Annotated in this window: 19 protein-coding genes, 1 tRNA gene and 1 pseudogene; 9 read left to right on the plus strand and 12 right to left on the minus strand. The window is 63.8% G+C overall.

Annotation, left to right across the window (positions count from 1 at the left end):
- Positions 1–131 precede the first annotated feature (131 nt).
- Both pyk and CH292_RS20620 read left to right on the plus strand, forming a co-directional pair.
- Complete coding sequence (gene pyk / locus CH292_RS20615) at positions 132–1550, plus strand: pyruvate kinase (RefSeq protein WP_080738273.1); 1419 nt, start codon at positions 132–134, stop codon at positions 1548–1550.
- A gap of 54 nt (positions 1551–1604) precedes the next feature.
- A complete protein-coding gene (locus CH292_RS20620; protein ID WP_373454692.1) occupies positions 1605–2471 on the plus strand; it encodes an acyl-CoA thioesterase in 867 nt (288 codons plus the stop codon).
- A 16-nt stretch (positions 2472–2487) separates the two neighbouring features.
- Here the strand turns inward: CH292_RS20620 and CH292_RS20625 are convergent, their stop codons facing one another.
- Positions 2488–3459 (minus strand): alpha/beta hydrolase-fold protein, encoded by a 972-nt coding sequence (locus CH292_RS20625; protein ID WP_019665848.1) that lies wholly within the window; start codon positions 3457–3459, stop codon positions 2488–2490.
- 119 nt (positions 3460–3578) lie between these two features.
- On the opposite strand from CH292_RS20625, the pseudogene CH292_RS29425 reads away from it, so the two are divergent.
- Positions 3579–4493 (plus strand): annotated as a pseudogene (locus tag CH292_RS29425) (glycosyltransferase 87 family protein); the annotation flags it as partial.
- Positions 4494–4691: 198 nt separating this feature from the next.
- On the opposite strand, the gene CH292_RS29430 reads toward CH292_RS29425, so the two are convergent.
- Entirely contained in the window at positions 4692–5285 is a 594-nt protein-coding gene (locus CH292_RS29430) for a DNA-deoxyinosine glycosylase (RefSeq protein WP_094655605.1), read from the minus strand.
- 61 nt (positions 5286–5346) lie between these two features.
- Here CH292_RS29430 and CH292_RS28660 point away from each other — a divergent pair, with 61 nt between their 5' ends.
- Positions 5347–5529: a hypothetical protein gene (locus CH292_RS28660; protein ID WP_019665846.1), complete on the plus strand. Its 183-nt coding sequence runs from the start codon at positions 5347–5349 to the stop codon at positions 5527–5529.
- On the opposite strand, the gene CH292_RS20645 is transcribed toward CH292_RS28660, so the two are convergent.
- Positions 5526–6005 carry a DUF1772 domain-containing protein gene (locus tag CH292_RS20645; protein ID WP_020112025.1) on the minus strand — a complete coding sequence of 160 codons (480 nt, stop codon included), beginning with the start codon at positions 6003–6005 and terminating at the stop codon, positions 5526–5528. The genes CH292_RS28660 and CH292_RS20645 overlap by 4 nt on opposite strands.
- A 111-nt stretch (positions 6006–6116) precedes the next feature.
- On the opposite strand from CH292_RS20645, the gene CH292_RS20650 reads away from it, so the two are divergent.
- A complete protein-coding gene (locus tag CH292_RS20650; protein ID WP_094655606.1) occupies positions 6117–7082 on the plus strand; it encodes an AraC family transcriptional regulator in 966 nt (321 codons plus the stop codon).
- 2 nt (positions 7083–7084) lie between these two features.
- On the opposite strand, the gene CH292_RS20655 is transcribed toward CH292_RS20650, so the two are convergent.
- Positions 7085–7813: an AAA family ATPase gene (locus CH292_RS20655; protein WP_033188593.1), complete on the minus strand. Its 729-nt coding sequence runs from the start codon at positions 7811–7813 to the stop codon at positions 7085–7087.
- 257 nt (positions 7814–8070) lie between these two features.
- Positions 8071–8147: transfer RNA gene (locus tag CH292_RS20665), tRNA-Leu, on the minus strand.
- A gap of 159 nt (positions 8148–8306) precedes the next feature.
- Here CH292_RS20665 and CH292_RS20670 point away from each other — a divergent pair.
- Positions 8307–8924: an ANTAR domain-containing response regulator gene (locus tag CH292_RS20670; RefSeq protein ID WP_019665841.1), complete on the plus strand. Its 618-nt coding sequence runs from the start codon at positions 8307–8309 to the stop codon at positions 8922–8924.
- A 172-nt stretch (positions 8925–9096) separates the two neighbouring features.
- The gene (locus CH292_RS20675) at positions 9097–10437 is read left to right on the plus strand and encodes an ABC transporter substrate-binding protein (RefSeq protein ID WP_020112029.1); all 1341 of its coding nucleotides are present in this window, start codon (positions 9097–9099) and stop codon (positions 10435–10437) included.
- Positions 10438–10704: 267 nt separating this feature from the next.
- Here CH292_RS20675 and CH292_RS20680 read toward each other — a convergent pair whose 3' ends face one another.
- Genes CH292_RS20680 through CH292_RS20695 form a run of 4 tightly spaced genes read right to left on the minus strand, consistent with a single transcriptional unit; the run spans position 10705 to position 14827 of the window.
- On the minus strand, positions 10705–11514 hold the full coding sequence (locus CH292_RS20680) for an ABC transporter ATP-binding protein (protein WP_019665838.1): 810 nt from the start codon (positions 11512–11514) through the stop codon (positions 10705–10707).
- Positions 11511–12551 carry an ABC transporter ATP-binding protein gene (locus tag CH292_RS20685; protein ID WP_020112030.1) on the minus strand — a complete coding sequence of 347 codons (1041 nt, stop codon included), beginning with the start codon at positions 12549–12551 and terminating at the stop codon, positions 11511–11513. Before CH292_RS20685 ends, CH292_RS20680 begins: the two co-directional genes overlap by 4 nt.
- Positions 12544–13533, minus strand: coding sequence for a branched-chain amino acid ABC transporter permease (locus tag CH292_RS20690; protein WP_019665836.1), 990 nt, complete (start codon positions 13531–13533; stop codon positions 12544–12546). Before CH292_RS20690 ends, CH292_RS20685 begins: the two co-directional genes overlap by 8 nt.
- A 4-nt stretch (positions 13534–13537) precedes the next feature.
- Entirely contained in the window at positions 13538–14827 is a 1290-nt protein-coding gene (locus CH292_RS20695) for a branched-chain amino acid ABC transporter permease (RefSeq protein ID WP_019665835.1), read from the minus strand.
- 297 nt (positions 14828–15124) lie between these two features.
- Here CH292_RS20695 and polA point away from each other — a divergent pair, with 297 nt between their 5' ends.
- Complete coding sequence (gene polA / locus CH292_RS20700) at positions 15125–17866, plus strand: DNA polymerase I (protein ID WP_020112031.1); 2742 nt, start codon at positions 15125–15127, stop codon at positions 17864–17866.
- 98 nt (positions 17867–17964) lie between these two features.
- Here the strand turns inward: polA and trxA are convergent, their stop codons facing one another.
- The 3 genes from trxA to CH292_RS20715 all read right to left on the minus strand — a co-directional run bounded on the left by trxA (position 17965) and on the right by CH292_RS20715 (position 20134).
- Entirely contained in the window at positions 17965–18342 is a 378-nt protein-coding gene (gene trxA, locus CH292_RS20705) for a thioredoxin (RefSeq protein ID WP_019665833.1), read from the minus strand.
- A 69-nt stretch (positions 18343–18411) separates the two neighbouring features.
- Positions 18412–19410, minus strand: a complete 999-nt coding sequence (locus tag CH292_RS20710; protein WP_019665832.1) for a helix-turn-helix domain-containing protein — start codon at positions 19408–19410, stop codon at positions 18412–18414.
- 187 nt (positions 19411–19597) lie between these two features.
- Entirely contained in the window at positions 19598–20134 is a 537-nt protein-coding gene (locus CH292_RS20715) for a 2'-5' RNA ligase family protein (protein ID WP_094655591.1), read from the minus strand.
- 20 nt (positions 20135–20154) lie between these two features.
- Between CH292_RS20715 and CH292_RS20720 the strand changes: the two genes are divergently transcribed.
- Positions 20155–21243: an isocitrate/isopropylmalate dehydrogenase family protein gene (locus CH292_RS20720; protein ID WP_037141962.1), complete on the plus strand. Its 1089-nt coding sequence runs from the start codon at positions 20155–20157 to the stop codon at positions 21241–21243.
- The last annotated feature ends 80 nt before the right edge of the window (positions 21244–21323 follow it).

Here is a 21323-nt window from a genome sequence, read left to right on the forward strand (position 1 = left end):
CCGTTGTGAAGTCGTAGTCTGTACCGATCCAGGTCTGTTCACCTGTGGCAACTCACTACTACCGGCCAGTAGTGTTGCGTCGGCTACCTCTGCCGTAGAGAAGGTGAGGGGCACCGACTACGCTCGTGGTCGTGAGCCGACGTACGAAGATCGTTTGCACCCTTGGACCTGCAACCGCCAGCGCTGAGCGAATCCGCGAACTCGTCGAGAGTGGAATGGATGTCGCTCGGTTGAATTTCAGCCATGGTGATCACCCCGATCATCAGGCCAACTACGAGTGGGTCCGAGCGGCCTCGAATGCCACCGGCAAAGCCGTCGGCATCCTTGCCGACCTACAGGGACCCAAGATCCGTCTCGGACGGTTCACGGAAGGCAAGACCACCTGGGCCGCCGGTGAATTGGTACGCATCACCGTCGACGAGTGCGACGGCACGCACGATCGCGTGTCGACCACGTACAAGGAATTGGCGCAGGACGCCAAGGAAGGTGACAGGCTCCTCGTCGACGACGGCAAGGTCGGCTTGGTCGTCACCGGAGTCGAAGGCAACGACGTGCTGTGCCGCGTCACCGAAGGCGGACCGGTCAGCAACAACAAGGGTGTGTCCCTGCCCGGCATGGACGTGTCCGTTCCGGCGTTGTCCGAGAAGGACATTGCCGATCTCGAGTTCGCCTTGTCGCTCGGAGTCGACTTCATCGCACTGTCGTTCGTTCGTTCCCCCGCGGACGTCGAGCTCGTGCACGCGATCATGGATCGCGTCGGTCGCCGAGTGCCGGTCATCGCGAAGCTCGAGAAGCCCGAAGCCGTGGACAACCTCGAAGCCATCGTGCTCGCGTTCGACGCGGTCATGGTCGCCCGCGGCGACCTCGGCGTCGAGCTCCCTCTCGAGCAGGTTCCCCTGGTGCAGAAGCGCGCGATTCAGATCGCCCGCGCCAACGCCAAGCCCGTCATCGTCGCCACCCAGATGCTCGAGTCGATGATCGAGAACTCCCGTCCTACCAGGGCCGAGGCGTCCGACGTCGCGAACGCCGTGCTCGACGGCACCGACGCGGTCATGTTGTCCGGTGAGACCTCCGTCGGCAAGTACGTGATGGAGACCGTCCGCACCATGGCCCGCATCGTCGAAACGGTCGAGAGCGAGGGCGATCCCGTTCCTCCTCTGACTCACGTTCCGCGTACCAAGCGAGGCGTCATCTCCTACGCTGCGCGGGACATCGGCGAACGTCTCGACGCCAAGGCGCTCGTCGCGTTCACTCAGTCCGGAGACACCGTTCGACGGTTGGCGCGCCTGCACACGTCGCTTCCACTGCTGGCGTTCACCTCGATTCCCGAGGTGCGCTCGCAGCTGGCGCTGAGCTGGGGAACCGAGACGTTCCTGGTCCCCGAGGTCGCGACCACCGACGCGATGGTTCTCGAAGTGGACAAGGCACTCCTGGAGCTCGGCCGCTACAACAGGGGCGATCAGGTCGTGATCGTCGCCGGAGCGCCTCCCGGCACAGTAGGCTCGACCAACTTGATCCACGTGCATCGAATTGGGGAAGAGGACCGGTAAGTGACCGACGCGGGGGGAACCGGCGCAGCTACTGCGCCCAGCAGTGATCGTGATGTGACGAGCGACCTGGACACACTCCTCGAGCTGCTTCAGCTCGAGGAGTTCGGCGAGGACAAATTTCGGGGAGTGCATCCTCGCCAGGTCGGGAGTCGCACGTTCGGTGGTCAGCTGGTGGCGCAAGCGCTCATCGCGGCGGGCCGAACGGTCACGGGAACGACCCGCGATGTACACGCGATCAACGCGCACTTCATCCGTGGCGGTGATGTGAAGAAGCCGATCGAGTATCACGTCGATCGACACCGCGACGGTCGAGCATTCGCGAACAGGCAGGTCACGGCCTATCAGGACGGCAACGAGATTTTCGTGATGCTCGCCGCGTTCCAGGATTTCGGCACCGGGCTCGAGCACAGTGTCGAACTGCCCGATGTTCCGTACCCGGACGCATTGCCGCCGCTCGGCGACCACTTCGTCGGGTACGAGGACAGGCTGCAGATGTTCGTCGACGCCCTCAAACCGATCGACATGCGCTACGCGAACGATCCGGCGTGGATTCTGCAGGGGACCGGGGAGAAACTCAACCACAACCGCGTGTGGATGAAAGCCGACGGCGACCTTCCCGACGACCCGATCTTCCACGCCGCCACGATGGGATACGCGTCGGACACGACGGTGCTCGACTCGATCATCACCACTCACGGTCTGTCCTGGGGGTTCGACCGTATTGTCGCGGCGACGGTGAACCATTCCATCTGGTTCCATCGACCGTTCCGGTTCGACGACTGGGCGCTGTACGCGACGGAGTCTCCCGTCGCGGCGGGGTCCAGAGGCCTGGCCACGGGTAGGTTCTTCTCGATGGACGGCTTGCTTCTCGCGACCGTGGTGCAGGAAGGTCTGATCAGGCACTTCCCACGGAAGGCCTGACTCGGGGGCTCGACGCTCAGGCCAGGGCAGGTGCGATCGTCGTGGTCCAGGCTTCGCGTAGCTGGTCTTCGAAGAGCGGCCAGGTGTGGGCGCCCCGCTCACGCATGGAAATCGTTGCCGGAACTCCAGTTCGGTGCAGAGCGTCGACGAACAGTGACGTGCAGTAGTTGACGAGCGCTTCGACGACGATTCCGCCGACGGGTGGGAAAGCGCCGACAGGGATACGGTCCACCGGCCCCGGTTGCCCCTCCGATGCGCTGACGTACACCGATGTGCCGCGCAGTCTTTCGACGTTCACGGCCGGGTCGTGTTCGCGCCACGCAGGGTTGCCGGGCAATCCCCACATGTTGAACGGATTGTTCAGGCCACCCGCGATCATCGTCGAGATTCCCGCCATCGCAAACGGATTCGAGGGTGCAGGGCAGCCGCTGAACGACGCCGCGGCATCGAACACGTCCGGTGCCTGAATGGCAAGATCGAGCGCGGGGCCTCCGCTCATGGACAGGCCGGCGATGCCGTTCTTCCCGGTCGAGCCGAAGTGGCCGTCGATCGCCTGGGGCAGTTCGCGGGTGAGATACGTCTGCCACTTGTAGTTTCCGAGCACCGGGTCGGGGTTCTGCCAGTCGGTGTAGAAGCTGAACCTCCCACCGACCGGCATGACGACGGTGACGTTCTTGTCGGCGAAGAACTCCGCTACCGAAGAGTTTCCGAGCCATCCCACGCCGTCCTCGTTCCCGAGTGCACCGTTCAGGAGATACAGGGTGGGAAGAGTGCCGCCGTGGGAAGGCCGCAGGACGTCGTTCGAGATCACCTTGTCCATGGACGGCGAGTACACGTCGACTACCGAGTGAGTTGCGGACACGGCGCGCACATCGACCACACGGGCGGCTTCGGCGGGACCGGCGTACGCGGGACCGGCGATCGCGAGGACACTCGCAGCGAGCGCGATCACGACGACGGAACGCAACATCAGTAACTTCTGCCACATCCGCATCAATCGATGGTGGCATGGATCGGCGTGGCCTCTGCTAACGATCCAGCGTCGAAACGACAAAGTTCACCCGTGTCGTCCGTGACATTTCGCGGATTCGCAATATTCTCCGATTCATGCCGGGAACAGACACGTTTCGACGACACGACGGGCGATGGGTCACGTGTGCAGTTGTCGCCGCAGCCGTCGCGCTCGTCGCACACGCGTGGACGTTGGGATTCGCCGGCTTGTACGGACTGTTCGGAAACGGGGTCGACGCCATCGTGTACCGGCACGGCGGCGGGACGTTGCTGACCGGTGAGGGCCTGTATTCGTTCTCGCTGTTCGACACAGCGCTCCCGTTCACCTACCCGCCGTTCGCTGCTGTGGTGTTCGTTGCGCTTGCCGTGCTACCGATCTCGGCCACGACGGCGGTCGTGGGCATCGTCAACATCCTGCTTCTCTATCTCGCGGTGCTGTCGAGTTGGCGGATTCTCGGATATCGCGGAGCGCCCACTCATGTCGTCTCCCTGGGGTCGGCGATTGCGTTCACCTGGCTCGAACCAGTTCGAATGACGCTGTGGCTCGGGCAGATCAACCTTCTACTGCTGATCCTCGTGCTGTGGGACCTCGGCCGTCCCGACGGCAGTCGCCTACGAGGAATCGGCGTCGGCCTCGCCGCGGGGTTGAAACTGACGCCGGCATTCTTCGTCGTGTACGCGCTTGCCATCAAACAGTTCCGGACTGCGGCGGTGGCCGTCGCGACGTTCGTCGCCACCGTCCTCGCGGGATCGATTCTGTTGTTCGACGACGCACGCACCTTCTGGACCAGCGCGATCTTCCAGTCCGATCGGATCGGGTGGCTACCGTCGCCGGCGAATCAGTCGGTGCACGGTGTGCTCGCTCGACTCTGGTCCGACGGGTCCCCGCCGATGGTGCTGTGGCTCGGCTGTGTTCTCGTCGTCGGCGCGATCGGACTGTGGTGCGCGGTGGCGGCCGAGCGACGAGGCGCTCGATTGTTGTCGTTGACGATCTGCGGCCTGACAACACCCATGGTGTCCCCGTTCTCGTGGGGGCATCACTGGGTGTGGTGCGTGCCGTTGGTCGTGGTGGTACTGGACTGGGCCGCGAGATCCGCTCGGTCCTGGAGCTGGGCGGTGCCGGCCCTCGTCGTGGCCCCGTTCGTCGCCTGGTACTGGACGGCGCCCAGCGGCACTGCCGTCATCGGCACATTCATGCTCGGCGTCCCGTCATGGGCGTGGATTCCGGTTACGTCGGTCTACCCGATCGTGTTCGTCGTCGTTCTCCTGGTGGCCCTCGTCTCGACCGTAGGACCCAGATATCGCCGGCCGAGGCTGCGCGATCGTTCGCCACGCGTCGAGCTTTCGGTCGAAGGACAGAGAGGCGTGAGCGGGACTGGTCGACGGAAGCCGACGTACAGCGACATCGCGTACGGACGGGGCGACGTGACGAACGAAACTCGTCTCCGCCTTGGCTCCGTTGAAGACGATGCGCCGGATGGAAGGAAATTCGCCGAGCAGGGAGTCGAAGTCGTTCGTCACGACAGTCGAATCGACGATCGCGGAGTCGAGGCTCCCGCGCCGCGTGCATAGCTTCACCACATCCCACACCGCGATTCCACGCGCGAGCAGAATCGCTGTTCGCTCGTCGTAGGCCTTCTCCGGGCCCGCACCGAACAACGCACCCATGATCGGCCAGAACGCGTTACGAGGATGCGCGTAGTACTGCGCCGCTCTCAGTGACGCCACTCCGGGCATGGAGCCGAGGATCAACGTGTGCGACGAACGGTCGACTATCGGCGGAAAGCTGTGCACCGTGGTCATCCCACCAGCATGTCAGGCCCAATCGCGTGCGGGCACCGGCGTCGTCGACGACAATGGAGCTATGTTGGATCCACGAGTACTCGACAATCATGAACTCGACGCAGAACTCGCTGTGCTCAAGCGCGGCCGCGACCAATCGATGGACGAGGGTGCGCAAGGCGCCGAGCTCGCCGAGGCGGATGCTCTGATCGAGAAGTTCGAAGCCGAGATCCGTCATCGTCACGAGCAACCGCAAGCAGATTAGATCCGCGCCGCCGCGGTCAACACAGCACACGCCAGAGTGGCCGCCGCAGTCCTGGCATGGTTCCACCGCGTCCAGCGGGTGAGGTAGTCCGCCCACACCGAAGCACCGTGGCTGCTGGACGGGTCGACCGAGGCCAGAGAATCGTTGAGCGGCACGTTGATTGCGACCGTCACCGCTACGCACCCGACCACGTACACCACGGCGCCGGCAACGACGAGCGTCCCCGAATCTCCGCCCGACGCAAGGCTCGTGACGGCCGCGGCCACTGCAGCAGCAGCGGCGCCGAGGAAGACCGTCAGGAACACAGGTGAGACGATCACGTTGTTGATCTGCTGCATCGTGGCAGCGGCGTCGGCGGCGGGTCGCGTTCTCAGCGCGGGCATGACGCCGACCGAGAACGCCAGCAGCACCCCCGCTGTCAGCCCGCACCCGACGGCAGAGGTCGTGGTGGCGATGGATGCAACCTTCTCGAGCACGACGGTGTCCCTTCTGTCGGTTCGTCCAGCATGCCTCCGAGTGGCTGGACGATCCATGCTCGTTCGTCGCTACTTCATGCTCGTTCGTCCACGACGTCGTACGATCGGTCGATGCGCGGCCACGATCCATGGAGAACATCCGACCCGCTCGGCGAAGCCCTGCATTTCGTCCGAATGACCGGTGCGTTCTACTGTCGGTCCGAGCTGGCCGAGCCCTGGGGACTCGCGATGCCCCCCATGGAGGACTGCCTGTGGTTTCACGTCGTGGTCGCCGGACGAGGCCTCCTCGAGGTCGACGGCGCCGAGCCTCGGTGGCTCGCCCCGGGCGAATTCGCGCTGGTGCCGGACGGTTCCGGACATGTCCTGTCCAGCGACGCCTCCCTCGCCGACTCCGCGCCCCTCGTGCACGAGTTGCACCACGACTACATCAGCGATCGATACGCCGTCGTCCGCCACGGAGGCACCGGATCCCCGACGACCATGATCTGTGGAGCCGTGCGGCTCGATCACCCGTCGGTCGGAAAGCTGCTCGACTGCCTGCCGTCGCTGATCGTCGTCGAGTCGGCACCGACACCGCAGCTGTCGTGGATGCACAGCACACTCGGCCTCGTCGCCGACGAGGCCCAGCGAGTCCGACCCGGCGGGGAAGCCGTGATCACGCGGTTGTCGGACATCCTCGTCATCCAGGCGCTGCGGTGGTGGATCGAGAACGATCCCGCGGCCGGATCCGGTTGGCTCGGTGCACTGCAGGATCGAGGGATCGGCCCAGCGCTGGCGGTGATTCACCGCTCGCCGGACAAGCCGTGGACCGTGGCGACCCTCGCCGCCGAAGTCTCGATGTCGAGGTCGGCCTTCTCCGCACGCTTCGCCACACTCGTCGGTGAAGCACCCATGCGCTACCTCGCTCGGTGGAGGATGCAGTGCGCTCACGACGCACTGAAATCCGGTGACCGCACTGTCGCCGAACTGGCACGTCGAAGCGGCTACGGGTCCGAAGCAGCCTTCGGGAGAGCATTCAAAAGGCTCGTCGGGCAGTCACCGGGAAGCGTCCGTCGCCGAGAGCTACCGGTGCCCTGACACTAGTCCAGAAGGTGACGCAGATACATCGACGGATCGGCGAGGTACCGACGCCAATGCGCGACGAGTTCCAGTTCCTCCCAACTGGTTCTGCGTAGACCGTGGTCACCGACTTCGACGATGTCGGCTCCGGGCACCGACGCCAACACAGGCGAGTGCGTCGCGCAGACGACCTGGGCCCCGGCGTCGGCGAGTTCGGACATCAACGCCACCAGTCGAAGGCAGGCCGTGAAGGACAGTGCCGACTCCGGTTCGTCCAGCACGTAGAAGCCCGGGTCCTGGAACATTGCGCGAAACACCGCGAGAAAGCCCTCACCATGGCTCAATTCGGTGGTGTCCTCGTCCCAGTAACCCGGCACGCCCGAGTAACGTTCGGTCAGTTCGACAGCCGTCTCGGCACGGAGAAAGAAGCCTTTCTTCTGCAACCGCGGTCCGCGAAGCATCCGTGCGCCTCGCGGCGTCGTCTCGAGTTCGATGACGTCACCCAGCGGGGTCCGAACGGTGTCCGTGCGCGGCAGTCTCGACGCCCGGCCGCCACGCGAATCGAGATCGAAACCCTCCGCGACAGCCTCGACGATGGTCGACTTACCCGAGCCGTTGTCACCGACGAGCATCGTCACGGGCGCATGGAACTCGAGTCCGTCTCCGACGAGGTCCGCCACGGCAGGAACGGTGAAGGGCCAGTCGTCGACGTGATCGACCGGATCGACGAATGCGCGCTCTACGAACATGAATTCAGGCGGTCACCGGTCGATCGACGTATCCGGTCACATGGGTGCTGTCGGCACTGCACTGGAAGTACACCCACTTCGGTTCCGACCGGTCCGCAGCATCTCCGAACCGGTGATTGACACGCTGAGCGCACAAAGTGCCGGCGCCGGTGTCGTGGCATCGGAGATTGCTGGGTATGTACATCGCTTCACTGTATGCCTAGCGGCTTCACCGTGTGACCAGCGGTGCGGGTCGGTGTACCAGTGACGCTGGGGGGTGGTGCCCTCGGTGAGACTCGAACTCACACTGGACGGGTTTTGAATCCGTTTCCTCTGCCAATTGGGATACGAGGGCTGGCGTCTTCGTGCGGTTCACTACTTTAGAAGATGCGCTTCAGGCCCCGTACACCGGTACCCTCGAAGGGTTCGTGGAACCAGGTGAGGTCTGCGGCACAGTGCCGGGCATGCGAGGATTTCTGCTGGTCGATGACGTGTCTAAGGAGACTGGTAAACGATGAATGCTCCTGCCCAGCAAGAGAGCGCAAAGCCCGCTCTACGGGTCGTGGTCGCCGAGGACGAATCGCTCATCCGCCTCGATCTGGTGGAGATGCTGCGTGAAGAGGGCTACGAGGTGGTCGGTGAGGCGGCCGACGGTCAGCAGGCCGTCGACCTCGCCGTGGAACTTCGCCCCGATCTGGTGATCATGGACGTCAAGATGCCACGACGGGACGGAATCGACGCAGCGTCGGAAATCGCCGAGAAGCGTATAGCTCCCGTCGTCATCCTGACGGCGTTCAGTCAGCGTGAACTCGTGGAGAAGGCGCGGGACGCGGGAGCGATGGCGTATCTGGTCAAACCGTTCTCCAAAGCCGACCTGATGCCTGCCGTGGAACTCGCGGCAAGTCGGTACACGGAGATCTCGTCGCTCGAGAGCGAAATCGCGGATCTCCAGGAACGGCTGGAGACGCGCAAGCTCATCGAGCGGGCGAAGGGCAAGCTGATGGAATCCCAGTCGCTCACGGAGCCACAGGCGTTCAAGTGGATTCAGCGCGCCGCGATGGATCGACGGACGACGATGAAGGCCGTCGCCGACGTCATCATCGAGACGCTCGACGCCCCGCCCGAGGCCTGATTCCGGGCCCGCACGCTACGGCGATGTAAATCTTCGGCTCCTCAGGTCACAGTCAGGTCACGAGCCGTCTTCTCGCCCATCGCGAACCGATGGGGACAGCTAGCGTCTGATCCACACACGCGGCGCATGACTCACGTGCGCTTCGTTTTTGGATCGACCAAGGAGACCCTAGATGGCAAAACGGACCTATGTCCGCACGGCTGCGGTGCTGGGTGCTGCTTCACTGGCACTGTTCGGCTGTTCCTCGAGCGACGATTCCAGCTCGGGAGACAGTTCCAGCTCTGCCAGCGGTGGAAGTTCGGCGGCAGAAGAGACAACGGTGTCGACCGACTGCACGCCGGATCAGGCAACGGCAGGGGCGACCCCCGTCACGACCCCACTGGTCGTCGGTACGCTGCTTCCCGAAACCGGCAGCCTCGCATTCCTCGGCCCGCCGGAGGTCGCGGGTGTCCGCCTCGCGGTCGACGAGGTCAACGCTGCGGGCGGCGTTCTCGGACAGCCTGTTCAGCTCATCCCCGGCGACTCGGGTGACACGACGACGGACACCGCGAACACCACGGTCGACCGTCTGCTCGCGGGTGGAGCGGACGTCATCGTCGGTGCGGCATCGTCCTCGGTGTCACTGAAGGTCATCGACAAGATCGCCAGCGCCGGCGTCGTACAGTTCTCCCCGGCCAACACTTCGGACCAGTTCGTCTGCTACGCGGACAAGGGCCAGTACTTCCGTACCGCACCCACCGATGTACTTCAGGCTCAAGCGCTTTCGCAGCTCATCGCGGAGGACGGTGCGCAGCGTGTATCCATCCTGGCGCTCAACGACCCCTACGGCACCGGCCTCGCCGCCAACACCGTGGAGAACCTCGAAGCAGCGGGCATTCCGTCGGATCAGATCCAGTCGATCATCTACGACCCCAACGCACAGTCGTTCAACGCCGAGGTCGACGACGTGAACAACTTCGCGCCCGACGCCGTCGCAATCGTCGGCTTCGAGGAGTCCGCGAAGATCATCACGCGTATGCACGAGGTCGGCATCGGACCGTCGGACGGCACTCTCGTCTACGGAGTCGACGGCAACATGGGCAACGCCCTCGGCGAATCCGTCGCACCGGGCCTGCTCGACACGATGCGCGGAACCACCCCGCTCACCGACGTCGGCACCGCCTTCCAGGATCGACTCAAGACCGTCGACCCCGCGCTGGTGGACTTCAACTACGCCGGCGAGTCCTACGACGCAGTCATTATCTCGGCCCTCGCAGCAGAGCAAGCAAAATCGACGGCGGGCACGGACATTGCGGCCAACATCAACAGCGTCACCAAGGACGGCGAGAAGTGCACCACCTACGCACAGTGCCTTCCCCTCGTCCAGGCTGGAACCGACATCGACTACGACGGTGTCACCGGTGCGCTGAACTTCAGCGACGCAGGTGAGCCGGCCACAGGTTCCTACGGCAACCTGGTCTTCGGCCCGGACAACACCCTGAAGACGGACGGATACATCGTCGTCGGAGAGTGATCGGTCCTCGGTACTGACTCAGAACACACGGAACCCCGGTCCACCTGGACCGGGGTTCCGTGCTGTCGGTGGCCATGCCGTGCGGTTATCCGTTGGGACCGAATGAACCGTTCGGTCACTCCAAGTGACCGAACGCCACGTTCGCTCCGCCTTGGGCAACGGGGCGTGCCCGAGCCCGTCTGCTCTGGGGAGCACGAGGACGGCCCCTGGGAATGCAGCAAGACCCGGGCTCGTGGGGTGAGCCCGGGTCTTGTCGGAGTGCGGAAGTTATTTCTTCTCTTTGCTTCCCGCCAGGGTGCCGAGGTAGAGCTCGATGACCTTGGGATCGTTCATGAGGTTGGTGCCGGTGTCGGTGTAGGCGTTTCGGCCCTGGTCGAGGACGTATCCGCGGTCACAGATCTGGAGGCAGCGGCGTGCGTTCTGTTCCACCATGATGATGGAGACGCCTGTTGCGTTGATCTTCTTGCAGCGGATGAAGACTTCGTCCTGGAACATGGGGGAGAGGCCTGCGGACGGTTCGTCGAGCAGCAGGACCGATGGTTCCATCATCAGGGCACGGCCCATAGCGACCATTTGTCGTTCGCCGCCGGAGAGTGCGCCTGCTTTGACTTTCTTGCGTTCGCCGAGGAGTGGGAAGAGTTCGCTGACGAAGTCGAAGCGTTCCGCGAATTTCTTCGGCCGCAGATAGATTCCCATTTCGAGGTTTTCCTCGATGGTGAGTGACGGGAAGACGTTCTGTGTCTGCGGCACGTATCCGACGCCTTTGGTGACCAGTACGTGGGCTTCGGCGGAGGTGATGTTGTCTCCGCGGAGTCTGACCGAGCCCTTGCGGACGGGGATGAGCCCGAACAGTGTTTTGAGCAGGGTCGATTTTCCTGCGCCGTTGGGGCCGATGATGCCGACGATCTCGCCGTCTTTCAGGAAGAAGTTGCACTCTTCGAGGATGTTGACGCCAGGGATGTATCCGGCGACGAGGTTGTCGGCGCGGACGAGAGCCCCCTCGGCGAGCCGGGCGTGTTCTTCCGGTGTTGCGGCGAATTCGGCGGGTGTCAGTTTGTCGGTGTTCGGTTCGCTCATTTGCCGTCTTCTTCCTTGGCGTGCTTGCCGGTTGCGACGTCGGCAGACGCGACGAACTCGGGCTCGGACAAGTCGCCGCCTGCTTCGAGCTCTTCGGCTTCGGCCTGTTCCAGCGCTTCGGCCAGTTCGGCTGTGGCGCCGACGGGATTGCCGTTCTCGTCGAATTCGAGGGCCTGGTCGTGATGGCTTCCGAGGTAGGCGTCGACGACAGCACCGTTGTTGGACAGGTCTTCCGGGGTGGATTCGGCAATGACGCTGCCCTGCGCCATCACGACGACCCAGTCGCTGATGTCGCGAATGACGTCCATGTCGTGTTCGACGAACACCACCGTCATCCCGTCGTCGCGCAGCGACTTGATGTGACCCAGGAGGCTCTGTGTCAGTGCGGGATTGACGCCTGCCATGGGTTCGTCGAGCATGACCACGGCCGGATCGGTCATGAGGGCGCGCGCCATTTCGAGTAGTTTGCGTTGCCCGCCGGACATGGAGCCGGCGAGGTCGTCGGCCTTCGCGTCGAGCTTGAATCGCTCGAGCAGTTGGTAGGCCCGGTCGGTGATCTCCTTCTCCTGCTTCTTCCACGTCCAGGGCATCAGTGTGTTGACGATCCGTTCGCCGCGCTGGCCGGTGGCGCCGAGACGAACGTTGTCCAGCACAGTGAGTTTGGACAATGCTTTGGTCAACTGGAACGTGCGTACGACGCCCTTGCGCGCGACTTGGTGTGGGTGCATCCGGCCCAGTGACTGTCCGTCCATCGACCAGGTTCCCGTGTCGGGGCGGTCGAATCCGGTGAGCAGGTTGAACAAGGTGGTTTTACCGGCACCGTTGGGGCCGATGAGGCCGGTGATGCAGCCTCGCTGGATCTCGAGGTGTGCGACGTCGACTGCTTTAAGGCCGCCGAAGGTTCGGGACACTCCGTCGACGACGAGCGTCGGATCCGGTTTTGCCGCACCGGGAGTCTGGGGGACTCCGGCGAACAGCGATGACCTCTCCTGAGCGCTCAGTGGCCGCCGTGCGTCCGCTGTTGTCTTGTCAGGCATTGAGCTGTACCTCTCGCTTGTTGCCGAGAATGCCTTGCGGCCTGAACACCATCATCACGGCGATCAGAATGCCGAGGAGTACGAATCGAGTGGCGCCGACCTGCTGTTCGGTCAGGTTGAGCAGGGGATCGGGACCCGAGATGGCTTGCCGCAGGATGGCGTCGGGGATGGAGAGAAGGAACCAGAACAGCATGGCGCCCAGTACCGGGCCGAACACTGTTGCGGCACCGCCGAGAATCAACGCACCGAAGGCGAAGAACGTCTGCGCGGTGGAGTAGAAGTCCGGGTTGATGGACTTGGTCTGCAGGGCGTTGAACACGCCGCCCATGCCTCCGATGACGCCGCCGAGGACCAGAGCCTGCATCTTGTAGACGAAGACGTTCTTGCCGAGCGATCGCGCTGCATCCTCGTCCTCGCGGACGGCCTTGAGAACGCGGCCCCATGGGCTGTGCGTGAGCAGATAGATGAATCCGCAGAGGATCAGTACGAGCGACCATCCGACCACCATGGCCCACAGGTCGTCACCGTAGAACTTCACGCCGAGGAACGCGTACTGCTTACCGGAGTCGAACGGGCTGAGAGAGGTGAACGGATCGGCGAAGCCGAAAATACCGTTGGTGGACTTGGTGATCGGATCGGACGCCGTCGATCTGAAGACGAGTCTGAGGATCTCCGATGCGGCGATCGTGACGATCGCGAGATAGTCGGCGCGCAGCCGTAGCGTCGGGATGCCGAGGACGAGTGCCAGCAAGCCTGCGGCGCCGAGGCCGACGAGTATGCCCAGCCACAGAGGCTGCTGGTAGGTGATCGTCATGATGCCGACGCCGTAGCCGCCGAGCAGCGCGAAGCCGATCTGACCGAAGTTGAGCAGCCCGGCGTAGCCGAAGTGGAGATTCAAGCCGATTGCGAGCAGTGCGTAGAAAATTGCCGACGGCCCGACCAGTTGGGCGAGCGAGACCTGGAGTGCTCCGAGGATATCCACGTTGTCACCCGATCCTTTGCCGCGAGCCGAGTATGCCCTGGGGTCTGACGACGAGGATGAGAATCAAGACGAGCAGTCCTCCGATGTATTTGAGATCGGGATTGATGATCATCGTCGACCACTGGACCAGCAGTCCGACGATGACGCAGCCGAGGAGGGCTCCGTACGCAGTTCCCAAGCCGCCCAGTGTGATTCCTGCGAACATCAGGAGCAGCAGCTTGAAGCCCATCTCCCACTGAACGCGGCCACCGAGCTCGGAGAGCCCGAACAGGACGCCGCCCAGGGCGGCGAGGCCACCACCCATGCACCAGACGAAGGTGACGACGCGCTCGACATTGATTCCCGACGAGGCGGCGAGGTCACGATTGTCGGCAACGGCGCGCATCGCCTTGCCGATTCGGGTGCGCTGCAGCATCACCGCGACGCCGACGAGGACGACGATGCTGATGACGATGCAGGCGAGGTTGACATTGGTGATCGCCAGCGGTCCCCATTCGTTCTGGGTCTGCGCCTGGTAGTCGGCGAACGGTTCGGCGCGATCGGAGAAGAAGATCAGGATGAGGTATCGCAGTGCGATGGCCAAGCCGATCGACACCACGAGTTGAGCGATCAAGCCGGTCTTCCGTTTTCGCAACGGTCGCCAGATCACTGTGTTGTTCAGCCAGCCGATCGCGATGCCGACGATGATCGCCAGGATCGTCGCCCAGATCAGCTGTATGCCCATGCTGACGTTGAAGACCCACGCGGCCACGGCGCCGAGCGTCACCAACTCGCCGTGCGCGAAGTTGGTCAGGCCCGTGGTGCCGAAGATCAGGCTGAGACCGACGGCTGCCAGTGCGATGACCAGACCGAAGCGAAGGCCGTCGACGGTGGTCCTGATGAATTTCTCGTAGAACGGCACTTCCGTGGCGGTTCTGGCTTCACCGAAGGAGAAGATGACGGTGTTGGCGCGTCCGGCCTGCACGTCGCGTTCCACCGAGCCCTGGACGCTGACTCCGTCCGGAAGGGTTTCGGAGTCGACTTCGAATGTGTATGTGCCGGGCGACAACTGGAGTGTCCAGCGGCCTCCGTCCTGAGAGGTGGTGCGAACCACCTCGTCACCGGAGGAGTCCAGTGCCTTCACATCGACGTCGGCAAGGCGTTCACCGCCGTTGTTGAGGCTTCCGCTCACGGCGACCGCGTCGGCGGGCGGTGCGTCCGAGATCGCGGTGGGCGGGGGAGTAGGGGTCGGTTCTTGAGCTGCGGCAGTGCCACCGAACGTCACTGCTGCTATGGATCCGAGTATCGCCAACATGAGGATCTGTCTCAAAAGGCGGAACGAACGTCGGTCTGTGTACCGAATTCGGATCTTCCTTCGGGTCCATCGAACATTTGGAGCCACGCACGTCCTCCGGACGGTTGTCGGGGTGAGCCCAGGATCGGGCTCGGCTGCTTGCAATTGTCGGACTCTAACCGTTGGAACCGCACGAAATCGGCGTCTCGAATTTCCGATAAGTATCATTTGTGTTTCGAACTACGTGAACAGGCGAAATCGCAGCACATTCCCATCCGCGCCCGCCGCTGTCGGACCCTCTACCTAGACTGGGCAACCGTGAGCCCCGTAACCGACGCCAGTGCCGCATCCGCACCCTCGACCGGCAAATCAGCCGACGGTCAGCAACCGACGCTGTTGCTCATCGACGGTCACTCGATCGCGTTCCGCGCGTTCTTCGCCCTGCCCGTGGAGAACTTCAAGACCACGAGCGGCCAGTCGACCAACGCGGTCTACGGGTTCACCTCCATGCTGATCAACCTCCTCCGGGACGAGAAGCCGACGCACATCGCCGCAGCCTTCGACGTCTCTCGGCAGACGTTTCGCGCCGAGCGATTCCCGGACTACAAGGCCAACCGCAGCAAGACTCCCGACGAGTTCGCCGGCCAGGTGGACATCACGAAGGACGTCCTGGGCGCAATGGGTATCCCGGTCATGGCCGAGCCGGGTTTCGAGGCCGACGACATCATCGCCACGTTGGTCACTCAGGCCGAAGCGCTCGGCTACCGCGTGCTCGTCGTGACCGGTGACCGCGACTCGCTGCAGCTCGTCACCGACAACGTGACCGTGCTCTACCCCAAGAAGGGGGTTTCGGAGCTCACCCGGTTCACCCCGGAGGAAGTGACCACGAAGTACGGGTTGTCGCCGTCCCAGTACCCCGACTTCGCGGCGCTGCGAGGCGACCCGAGCGACAACCTGCCCGGAATCCCCGGCGTCGGCGAGAAGACGGCGACCAAGTGGATCGTGCAGTACGGCTCTCTGGAAGAACTGGTCAACAACGTCGACAAGGTGAAGGGCAAGGTCGGTGACGCACTGCGCGCCAACCTGTCCTCGGTCGTCCTCAACCGCGAGCTCACCGAAATGGTGCGCGACGTGCCGTTGCCGTACACCCCGGACCAACTCGAACTGGCACCGTGGGATCGCGAGAAGATCCACGGCTTGTTCGACGACCTGGAGTTCAGGGTTCTCCGTGACCGCCTTTTCGACACGTTGTCCTCGGCCGAACCGGAGGCGGAGGAGGGCTTCGACGTCAAGGGTGGCGCCGTCCCCGTCGGAGAGCTCGCCTCGTGGCTTGCCGCTCACGCGTCGACGGGTGAGCGCCACGGACTGTCGGTCGTCGGTCCTCGTCGCCCGTTCGACAGTGATGCCGTGTCCATCGCGATCGCCGCGTCCGACGGTGAGGGCGGATTCGTCACGACGAGCTCACTCGATCCGTCGGACGAGACAGCGCTCGCGGCATGGTTGGCCGACGAAACTCAGCCCAAAGCCCTTCACGAGGCCAAGTGGGCCATCCATGCACTCCGCGGTCGGGGATGGACTCTGGGCGGGTTGACGAGCGACACCGCACTCGCTGCATACCTCGTTCGTCCGGGGCAGCGAAGCTTCAACCTGGACGATCTGTGCCTGCGCTACCTCAAGCGTGAGCTTCGGGCCGAGGACTCCGTCGAAGGGCAGATGTCCCTACTGGACACCGAGGACGTCGCCGAAGCCGCGGTGGCCGAGGGCGAGATCCTGCGAGCGCAGGCCATACTCGATCTGGCGGCTGCACTGGACTCGGAACTGACCGACATCGAATCGACGTCGTTGCTGTCCGAGATGGAGCTACCGCTCCTCGGAGTTCTCGCGGACATCGAAGCGACGGGCATCGCCGTCGATCGCACCCACCTCGAGGAACTCCAGAGCCGCTTCGCCGGGCAGGTGTCCGACGCCGCCAATGCCGCCTACGAGGTGATCGGCAAGCAGATCAACCTGGGTTCGCCGAAGCAGCTGCAGGTCGTGCTGTTCGAAGAACTCGACATGCCGAAGACGAAGAAGACCAAGACCGGTTACACCACCGATGCAGACGCACTGCAGGGCTTGTTCGAGAAGACCGAGCATCCGTTCCTGAAGTTCCTGCTGGACCACCGTGATGCGACGCGCATGAAAGTGACCGTCGACGGGTTGCTCAAGTCCATCTCCGACGACGGGCGTATCCACACGACGTTCAATCAGACGGTCGCAGCGACGGGCCGCCTGTCCTCGACGGAGCCGAACCTGCAGAACATTCCGGTTCGTAACGAGGCCGGGCGCCACATCCGCGACGGGTTCGTCGTCGGCGAAGGCTACGACATGCTGCTGACGGCCGACTACAGCCAGATCGAGATGCGCATCATGGCCCACCTGTCCGGCGACGAAGGTCTGATCGAGGCGTTCAACACCGGCGAGGATCTGCACAGTTTCGTCGGAGCGCGAGCCTTCGGTGTTCCCATCGAAGAGGTCACCCCGGAGCTGCGTCGTCGGGTCAAGGCCATGTCGTACGGGCTCGCCTACGGGCTCAGCGCCTTCGGGTTGGCTGCGCAACTCAAGATCTCCACGGACGAAGCCAAGCAGCAGATGGAGGCGTACTTCGCTCGCTTCGGCGGCGTGCGTGATTACCTGCGGAACGCGGTGGAGGAGTCCAGGAAGGTCGGATACACATCCACGTTGTACGGCCGTCGCCGCTACTTGCCGGACCTCAACAGCGACAACCGTCAGCGGCGTGAGGTTGCCGAGCGTGCCGCGTTGAACGCTCCCATCCAAGGCACGGCTGCGGACATCATCAAGGTTGCGATGATCGACGTGCACAAGTCGTTGAGCGCGTCGAATCTGAAGTCGCGCATGCTGCTTCAGGTTCACGACGAGTTGGTGCTCGAGGTGGTCGAATCCGAGCGCGACGAGGTCGAGGCACTGGTTCGCGACAAGATGGCGTCGGCCATTTCGTTGTCGGTGCCGCTCGAAGTGTCGGTAGGTACGGGGCGTAGTTGGGACAAGGCCGCGCACTAGGCGCTATCCGGCCCCGTCCGACAAGGACACCGCTCGACCACACAGTTCAGGGCCGGTCGCAGTTGCGACCGGCCCTGAACGCGGCAATGCCGTCCGAATTATTCGCTGTCAGCGGCGGCTGGCTGCTCGGCGATCTGCTTGCGCACCTCGTCCATGTCGAGTGCCTTGACCTGTCCCACCAGATCCTCGAGTGCCGCGGCGGGGAGTGCGCCGGGCTGCGCGAAGACCAGGACGCCCTCACGGAACGCCATGATCGTGGGGATCGACTGGATGTTGGCAGCGGCCGCCAATCCCTGCTCCGCCTCGGTGTCGACCTTGGCGTGCACAACATCCGGGTGGGATTCCGAGGACTTCTCGAACGTGGGCGCGAACTGGCGGCACGGTCCACACCACGACGCCCAGAAGTCCACGAGCACCACGTCGTTGCCGCCGACGATCTCGTCGAAGTTCTGCTGAGTCAAAGTCTGTGTTGCCACGCCTGCCCTTTCGTCGATGTTTGCTTCTCTGGATCCCTCAACGCGCCCCGGGCTCGAAATCATCCCGGGTCATGCAGGTTGCGGCGCCGCCCGGAACGTACGTCGGTACGAGTTCGGCGTCGTACAGCGCAGCCGGACGAAGTGTTGCCGCAGCACAGCGGCATTTCCGAAGCCCACGCGTTCGGCGATGACATCCATCGACAGGTCCGAGTTCTCCAGTAGCTGTTGCGCCGCCAGTACCCGCTGGTCGTTCAACCAGCGGGCGGGCGTGGTCCCGGTTTCGGCCTGGAACCGGCGCGCGAACGTGCGTGCGGACATGTTGACCCTCGCGGATAATGTCTGGACCGACAGTTCGGTATGCAGGTTTTCCGTCATCCAATCCAGCAGTGGCGCAAGGGTATCGACCTCGACGGCGGGGAGGGGCGTGGTGACGAACTGGGCCTGGCCGCCGTCCCGATGCGGCGGTACGACCATCCGTCGCGCGATACCGTTCGCCACGACGCTTCCCTGCTCCTTGCGGACGATATGAAGACACAGATCGATGCCGGCAGCCGTTCCCGCGCTGGTCAGGACATTTCCGTCGTCGACGTAGAGCACGTTGCGGTCGACCTCGGCGAGAGGATATTCCGCGGCCAGTCGGTCCGAGTGTCGCCAGTGCGTCGTGCATCGCCGTCCGTCGAGCAATCCTGCTTTGCCGAGAAGAAAAGCGCCGTTGCACAGGCTCGCGACCTTGGCGCCCCGAGCAACAGCGGCGCGTAACTTGCCGAGCAGGGGTTCCAGTGTGTCGTCGAGTTCCGAGTTGCACAGCGCGGAGCCGTCGGAGGCCAGGTGGGTACCTCCCGCCGGAATCACGATGAGATCGGCGTCGTCCAGCTGGGACAGGTCGTACGGAACGTCTATGGTGTAGCCGAACCGGGATCTGATGGGTTCCGCCACGCCTGCGATCAGAGAGAAGTCGTAGGTGGGCAGTCCCTCGTCGGACCTGTCGAAGCCGAACACCTCGCAGGCGACACCCATCTCGAATTGCTCGGTCAGTGGCAGCAGTGGAACGACGACGCGTTTCAACATGTCGGCAAGTATGGCAGAAAAACGTGGAACTGTGTCGTATCTGCCACTGTTGGTGTGGAACCCCTGCTAGCAGGCTTGCATCCATGACCATCGCACTGATTTTCCTGGCCACGATCAGCCTGGTGTACCTCGCGACGATGCTCGGTTACGCCCCCGACACCCATGCCGAGGTGACTCAGTTCGGTGACTACAAGTTCTGATGACCGGGCCGCGTCGCGAGCCACTCACGCTTGCCGTCACCGTCCCATCGACGCAGTGCCACCGTGTGTCCGACGAGGTCCGGTTGTGCCGAGTCCAGGCGCACGAGCGCTTCGGCCAGCTCGACCCGCGTCATCCGTCGTGCAAGCGTGACGTGTGGTGACCACTTACCGGGCTGAGTGTGGGATCTGTTGCCGTCGGCGTCCCCCAGAATCGTTGCCGCTCGAGAGTGCAGGTCGAGCAGCTTCCTCGAGGGGACGACTGCACGCGCGAGGGTGATGTGCTTGCCCCGGAACAGCACGTAAGCCCCGAGCCGAATCTGGAACTCCACAGCGAAGTACTCGTCCGCGATGCGCGCGTCCAACCCCTCCATTTCGTCGGCGACCGCCAGGGTCACATGTGGCCTGTTGGACTCGCCGGTGTGTCGCGCCTGGCTGGGCAGGTCGGCGTCGAGCAGGATCTGCCACTCGCGCCGGACCGCGGCATCGAGGGATTCGTCGAGAAGCAATTCGAGAGACTGAACCATAGTCAGTCATGATTGCCGATATGGCACACGACGGAGTCACGAAGGTGAGAATCGGCTCGATGCTCGGCGACGGCATCGGGCACGAGATCGTTCCGGCGACCCAGCGCGTCGTCGACGCCGCTGTGGGGGCGGAGCACGCCCTGGCCGTGGAGTGGGTCGAGTTGCCGCTGGGGCACTCGGCGATCGAGTCGCACGGAACGCCGGTTCCGGAGTCCACGCTCGCGGAACTCGATGCGCTCGATGCCTGGGTACTCGGCCCGCACGACAGCGCTTCGTATCCGGAGCCTTTCAGGTCTCAGTTGACGCCGGGTGGTGTGATTCGCAAGCGATTCGATCTGTACGCGAACATCCGCCCTGCCAAGGCTCATCCCGGTGTCCGGGCGGTGTCGAACGGGATGGACCTCGTCGTGGTCCGCGAGAACACGGAAGGGTTCTACGCAGACCGCAACATGTTCGTCGGCAGCGGGGAATTCATGCCGACGCCGGACGTCGCTCTGGCAGTCGGCGTGTTCACCCGGGCCGCGTGCGAACGGATCGCCCGAGAAGCATTCGTGCTGGCACGAACGCGGTCGCGGCACGTCACCATCGTGCACAAGACCAACGTCCTGTCGTTGACCACGGGGTTGTTTCGCGACGTCTGTCGCGGCGTGGCCGCGAGCTTTCCCGATGTGAGCGTGGACGAGCACCACATCGACGCTCTGACTGCCCACCTCGTTCGGCGGGGAGAGGATTTCGACGTCATCGTCGCGGAGAACATGTTCGGCGACATTCTGTCCGACCTCGCAGGTGAGCTGTCCGGATCGCTGGGAATGGCACCGTCGGTGAACACGTCCGAGAACAAGGTGATGGCGCAGGCAGCGCACGGATCCGCACCGGATATCGCCGGAACGAACAGAGCCAATCCGACGGCGTTGTTCCTCTCTGCCGCAATGCTTCTCGAATGCCTGGCGACCCGACACGGCGACACGCGGCTGGCGCACGCTGCCGGGCGGATCCGGCACGCCGTCGACGGTGCCCTCGAATCCGGAGTGGCCACAGCCGACCTCGGCGGCACCGCGTCGACCGGTGAGTTCACCGAGACCGTTCTCGCGAGAGCGCTGCGGATCTGACTGCGCCCCGCGTGCCGAGGCCGCCGAAGGTACGAAAATGCCCTGAGGTTCGACGCGCCCGCGTTACTGTTCGATTACCC

This window comes from Rhodococcus sp. 14-2470-1a (assembly GCF_002259425.1).
GTDB lineage: Bacteria > Actinomycetota > Actinomycetes > Mycobacteriales > Mycobacteriaceae > Rhodococcoides > Rhodococcoides fascians_E.

Bases quoted from the DNA above. Each gene is read 5' to 3' on its own strand.
- CH292_RS20655 (WP_033188593.1), bottom strand. From the start codon at position 7,813: ATGTTCGTAGAGCGCGCATTCGTCGATCCGGTCGATCACGTCGACGAC.
- CH292_RS20695 (WP_019665835.1), bottom strand. From the start codon at position 14,827: ATGTTGGCGATACTCGGATCCATAGCAGCAGTGACGTTCGGTGGCACT.
- CH292_RS20720 (WP_037141962.1), top strand. From the start codon at position 20,155: ATGGCACACGACGGAGTCACGAAGGTGAGAATCGGCTCGATGCTCGGC.
- CH292_RS20625 (WP_019665848.1), bottom strand. From the start codon at position 3,459: ATGTGGCAGAAGTTACTGATGTTGCGTTCCGTCGTCGTGATCGCGCTC.
- CH292_RS20680 (WP_019665838.1), bottom strand. From the start codon at position 11,514: ATGAGCGAACCGAACACCGACAAACTGACACCCGCCGAATTCGCCGCA.
- CH292_RS20715 (WP_094655591.1), bottom strand. From the start codon at position 20,134: ATGGTTCAGTCTCTCGAATTGCTTCTCGACGAATCCCTCGATGCCGCG.
- CH292_RS20650 (WP_094655606.1), top strand. From the start codon at position 6,117: ATGCGCGGCCACGATCCATGGAGAACATCCGACCCGCTCGGCGAAGCC.
- CH292_RS28660 (WP_019665846.1), top strand. From the start codon at position 5,347: ATGTTGGATCCACGAGTACTCGACAATCATGAACTCGACGCAGAACTC.
- CH292_RS20685 (WP_020112030.1), bottom strand. From the start codon at position 12,551: ATGCCTGACAAGACAACAGCGGACGCACGGCGGCCACTGAGCGCTCAG.
- CH292_RS20675 (WP_020112029.1), top strand. From the start codon at position 9,097: ATGGCAAAACGGACCTATGTCCGCACGGCTGCGGTGCTGGGTGCTGCT.
- CH292_RS20670 (WP_019665841.1), top strand. From the start codon at position 8,307: ATGAATGCTCCTGCCCAGCAAGAGAGCGCAAAGCCCGCTCTACGGGTC.
- CH292_RS29430 (WP_094655605.1), bottom strand. From the start codon at position 5,285: ATGACCACGGTGCACAGCTTTCCGCCGATAGTCGACCGTTCGTCGCAC.
- CH292_RS20710 (WP_019665832.1), bottom strand. From the start codon at position 19,410: ATGTTGAAACGCGTCGTCGTTCCACTGCTGCCACTGACCGAGCAATTC.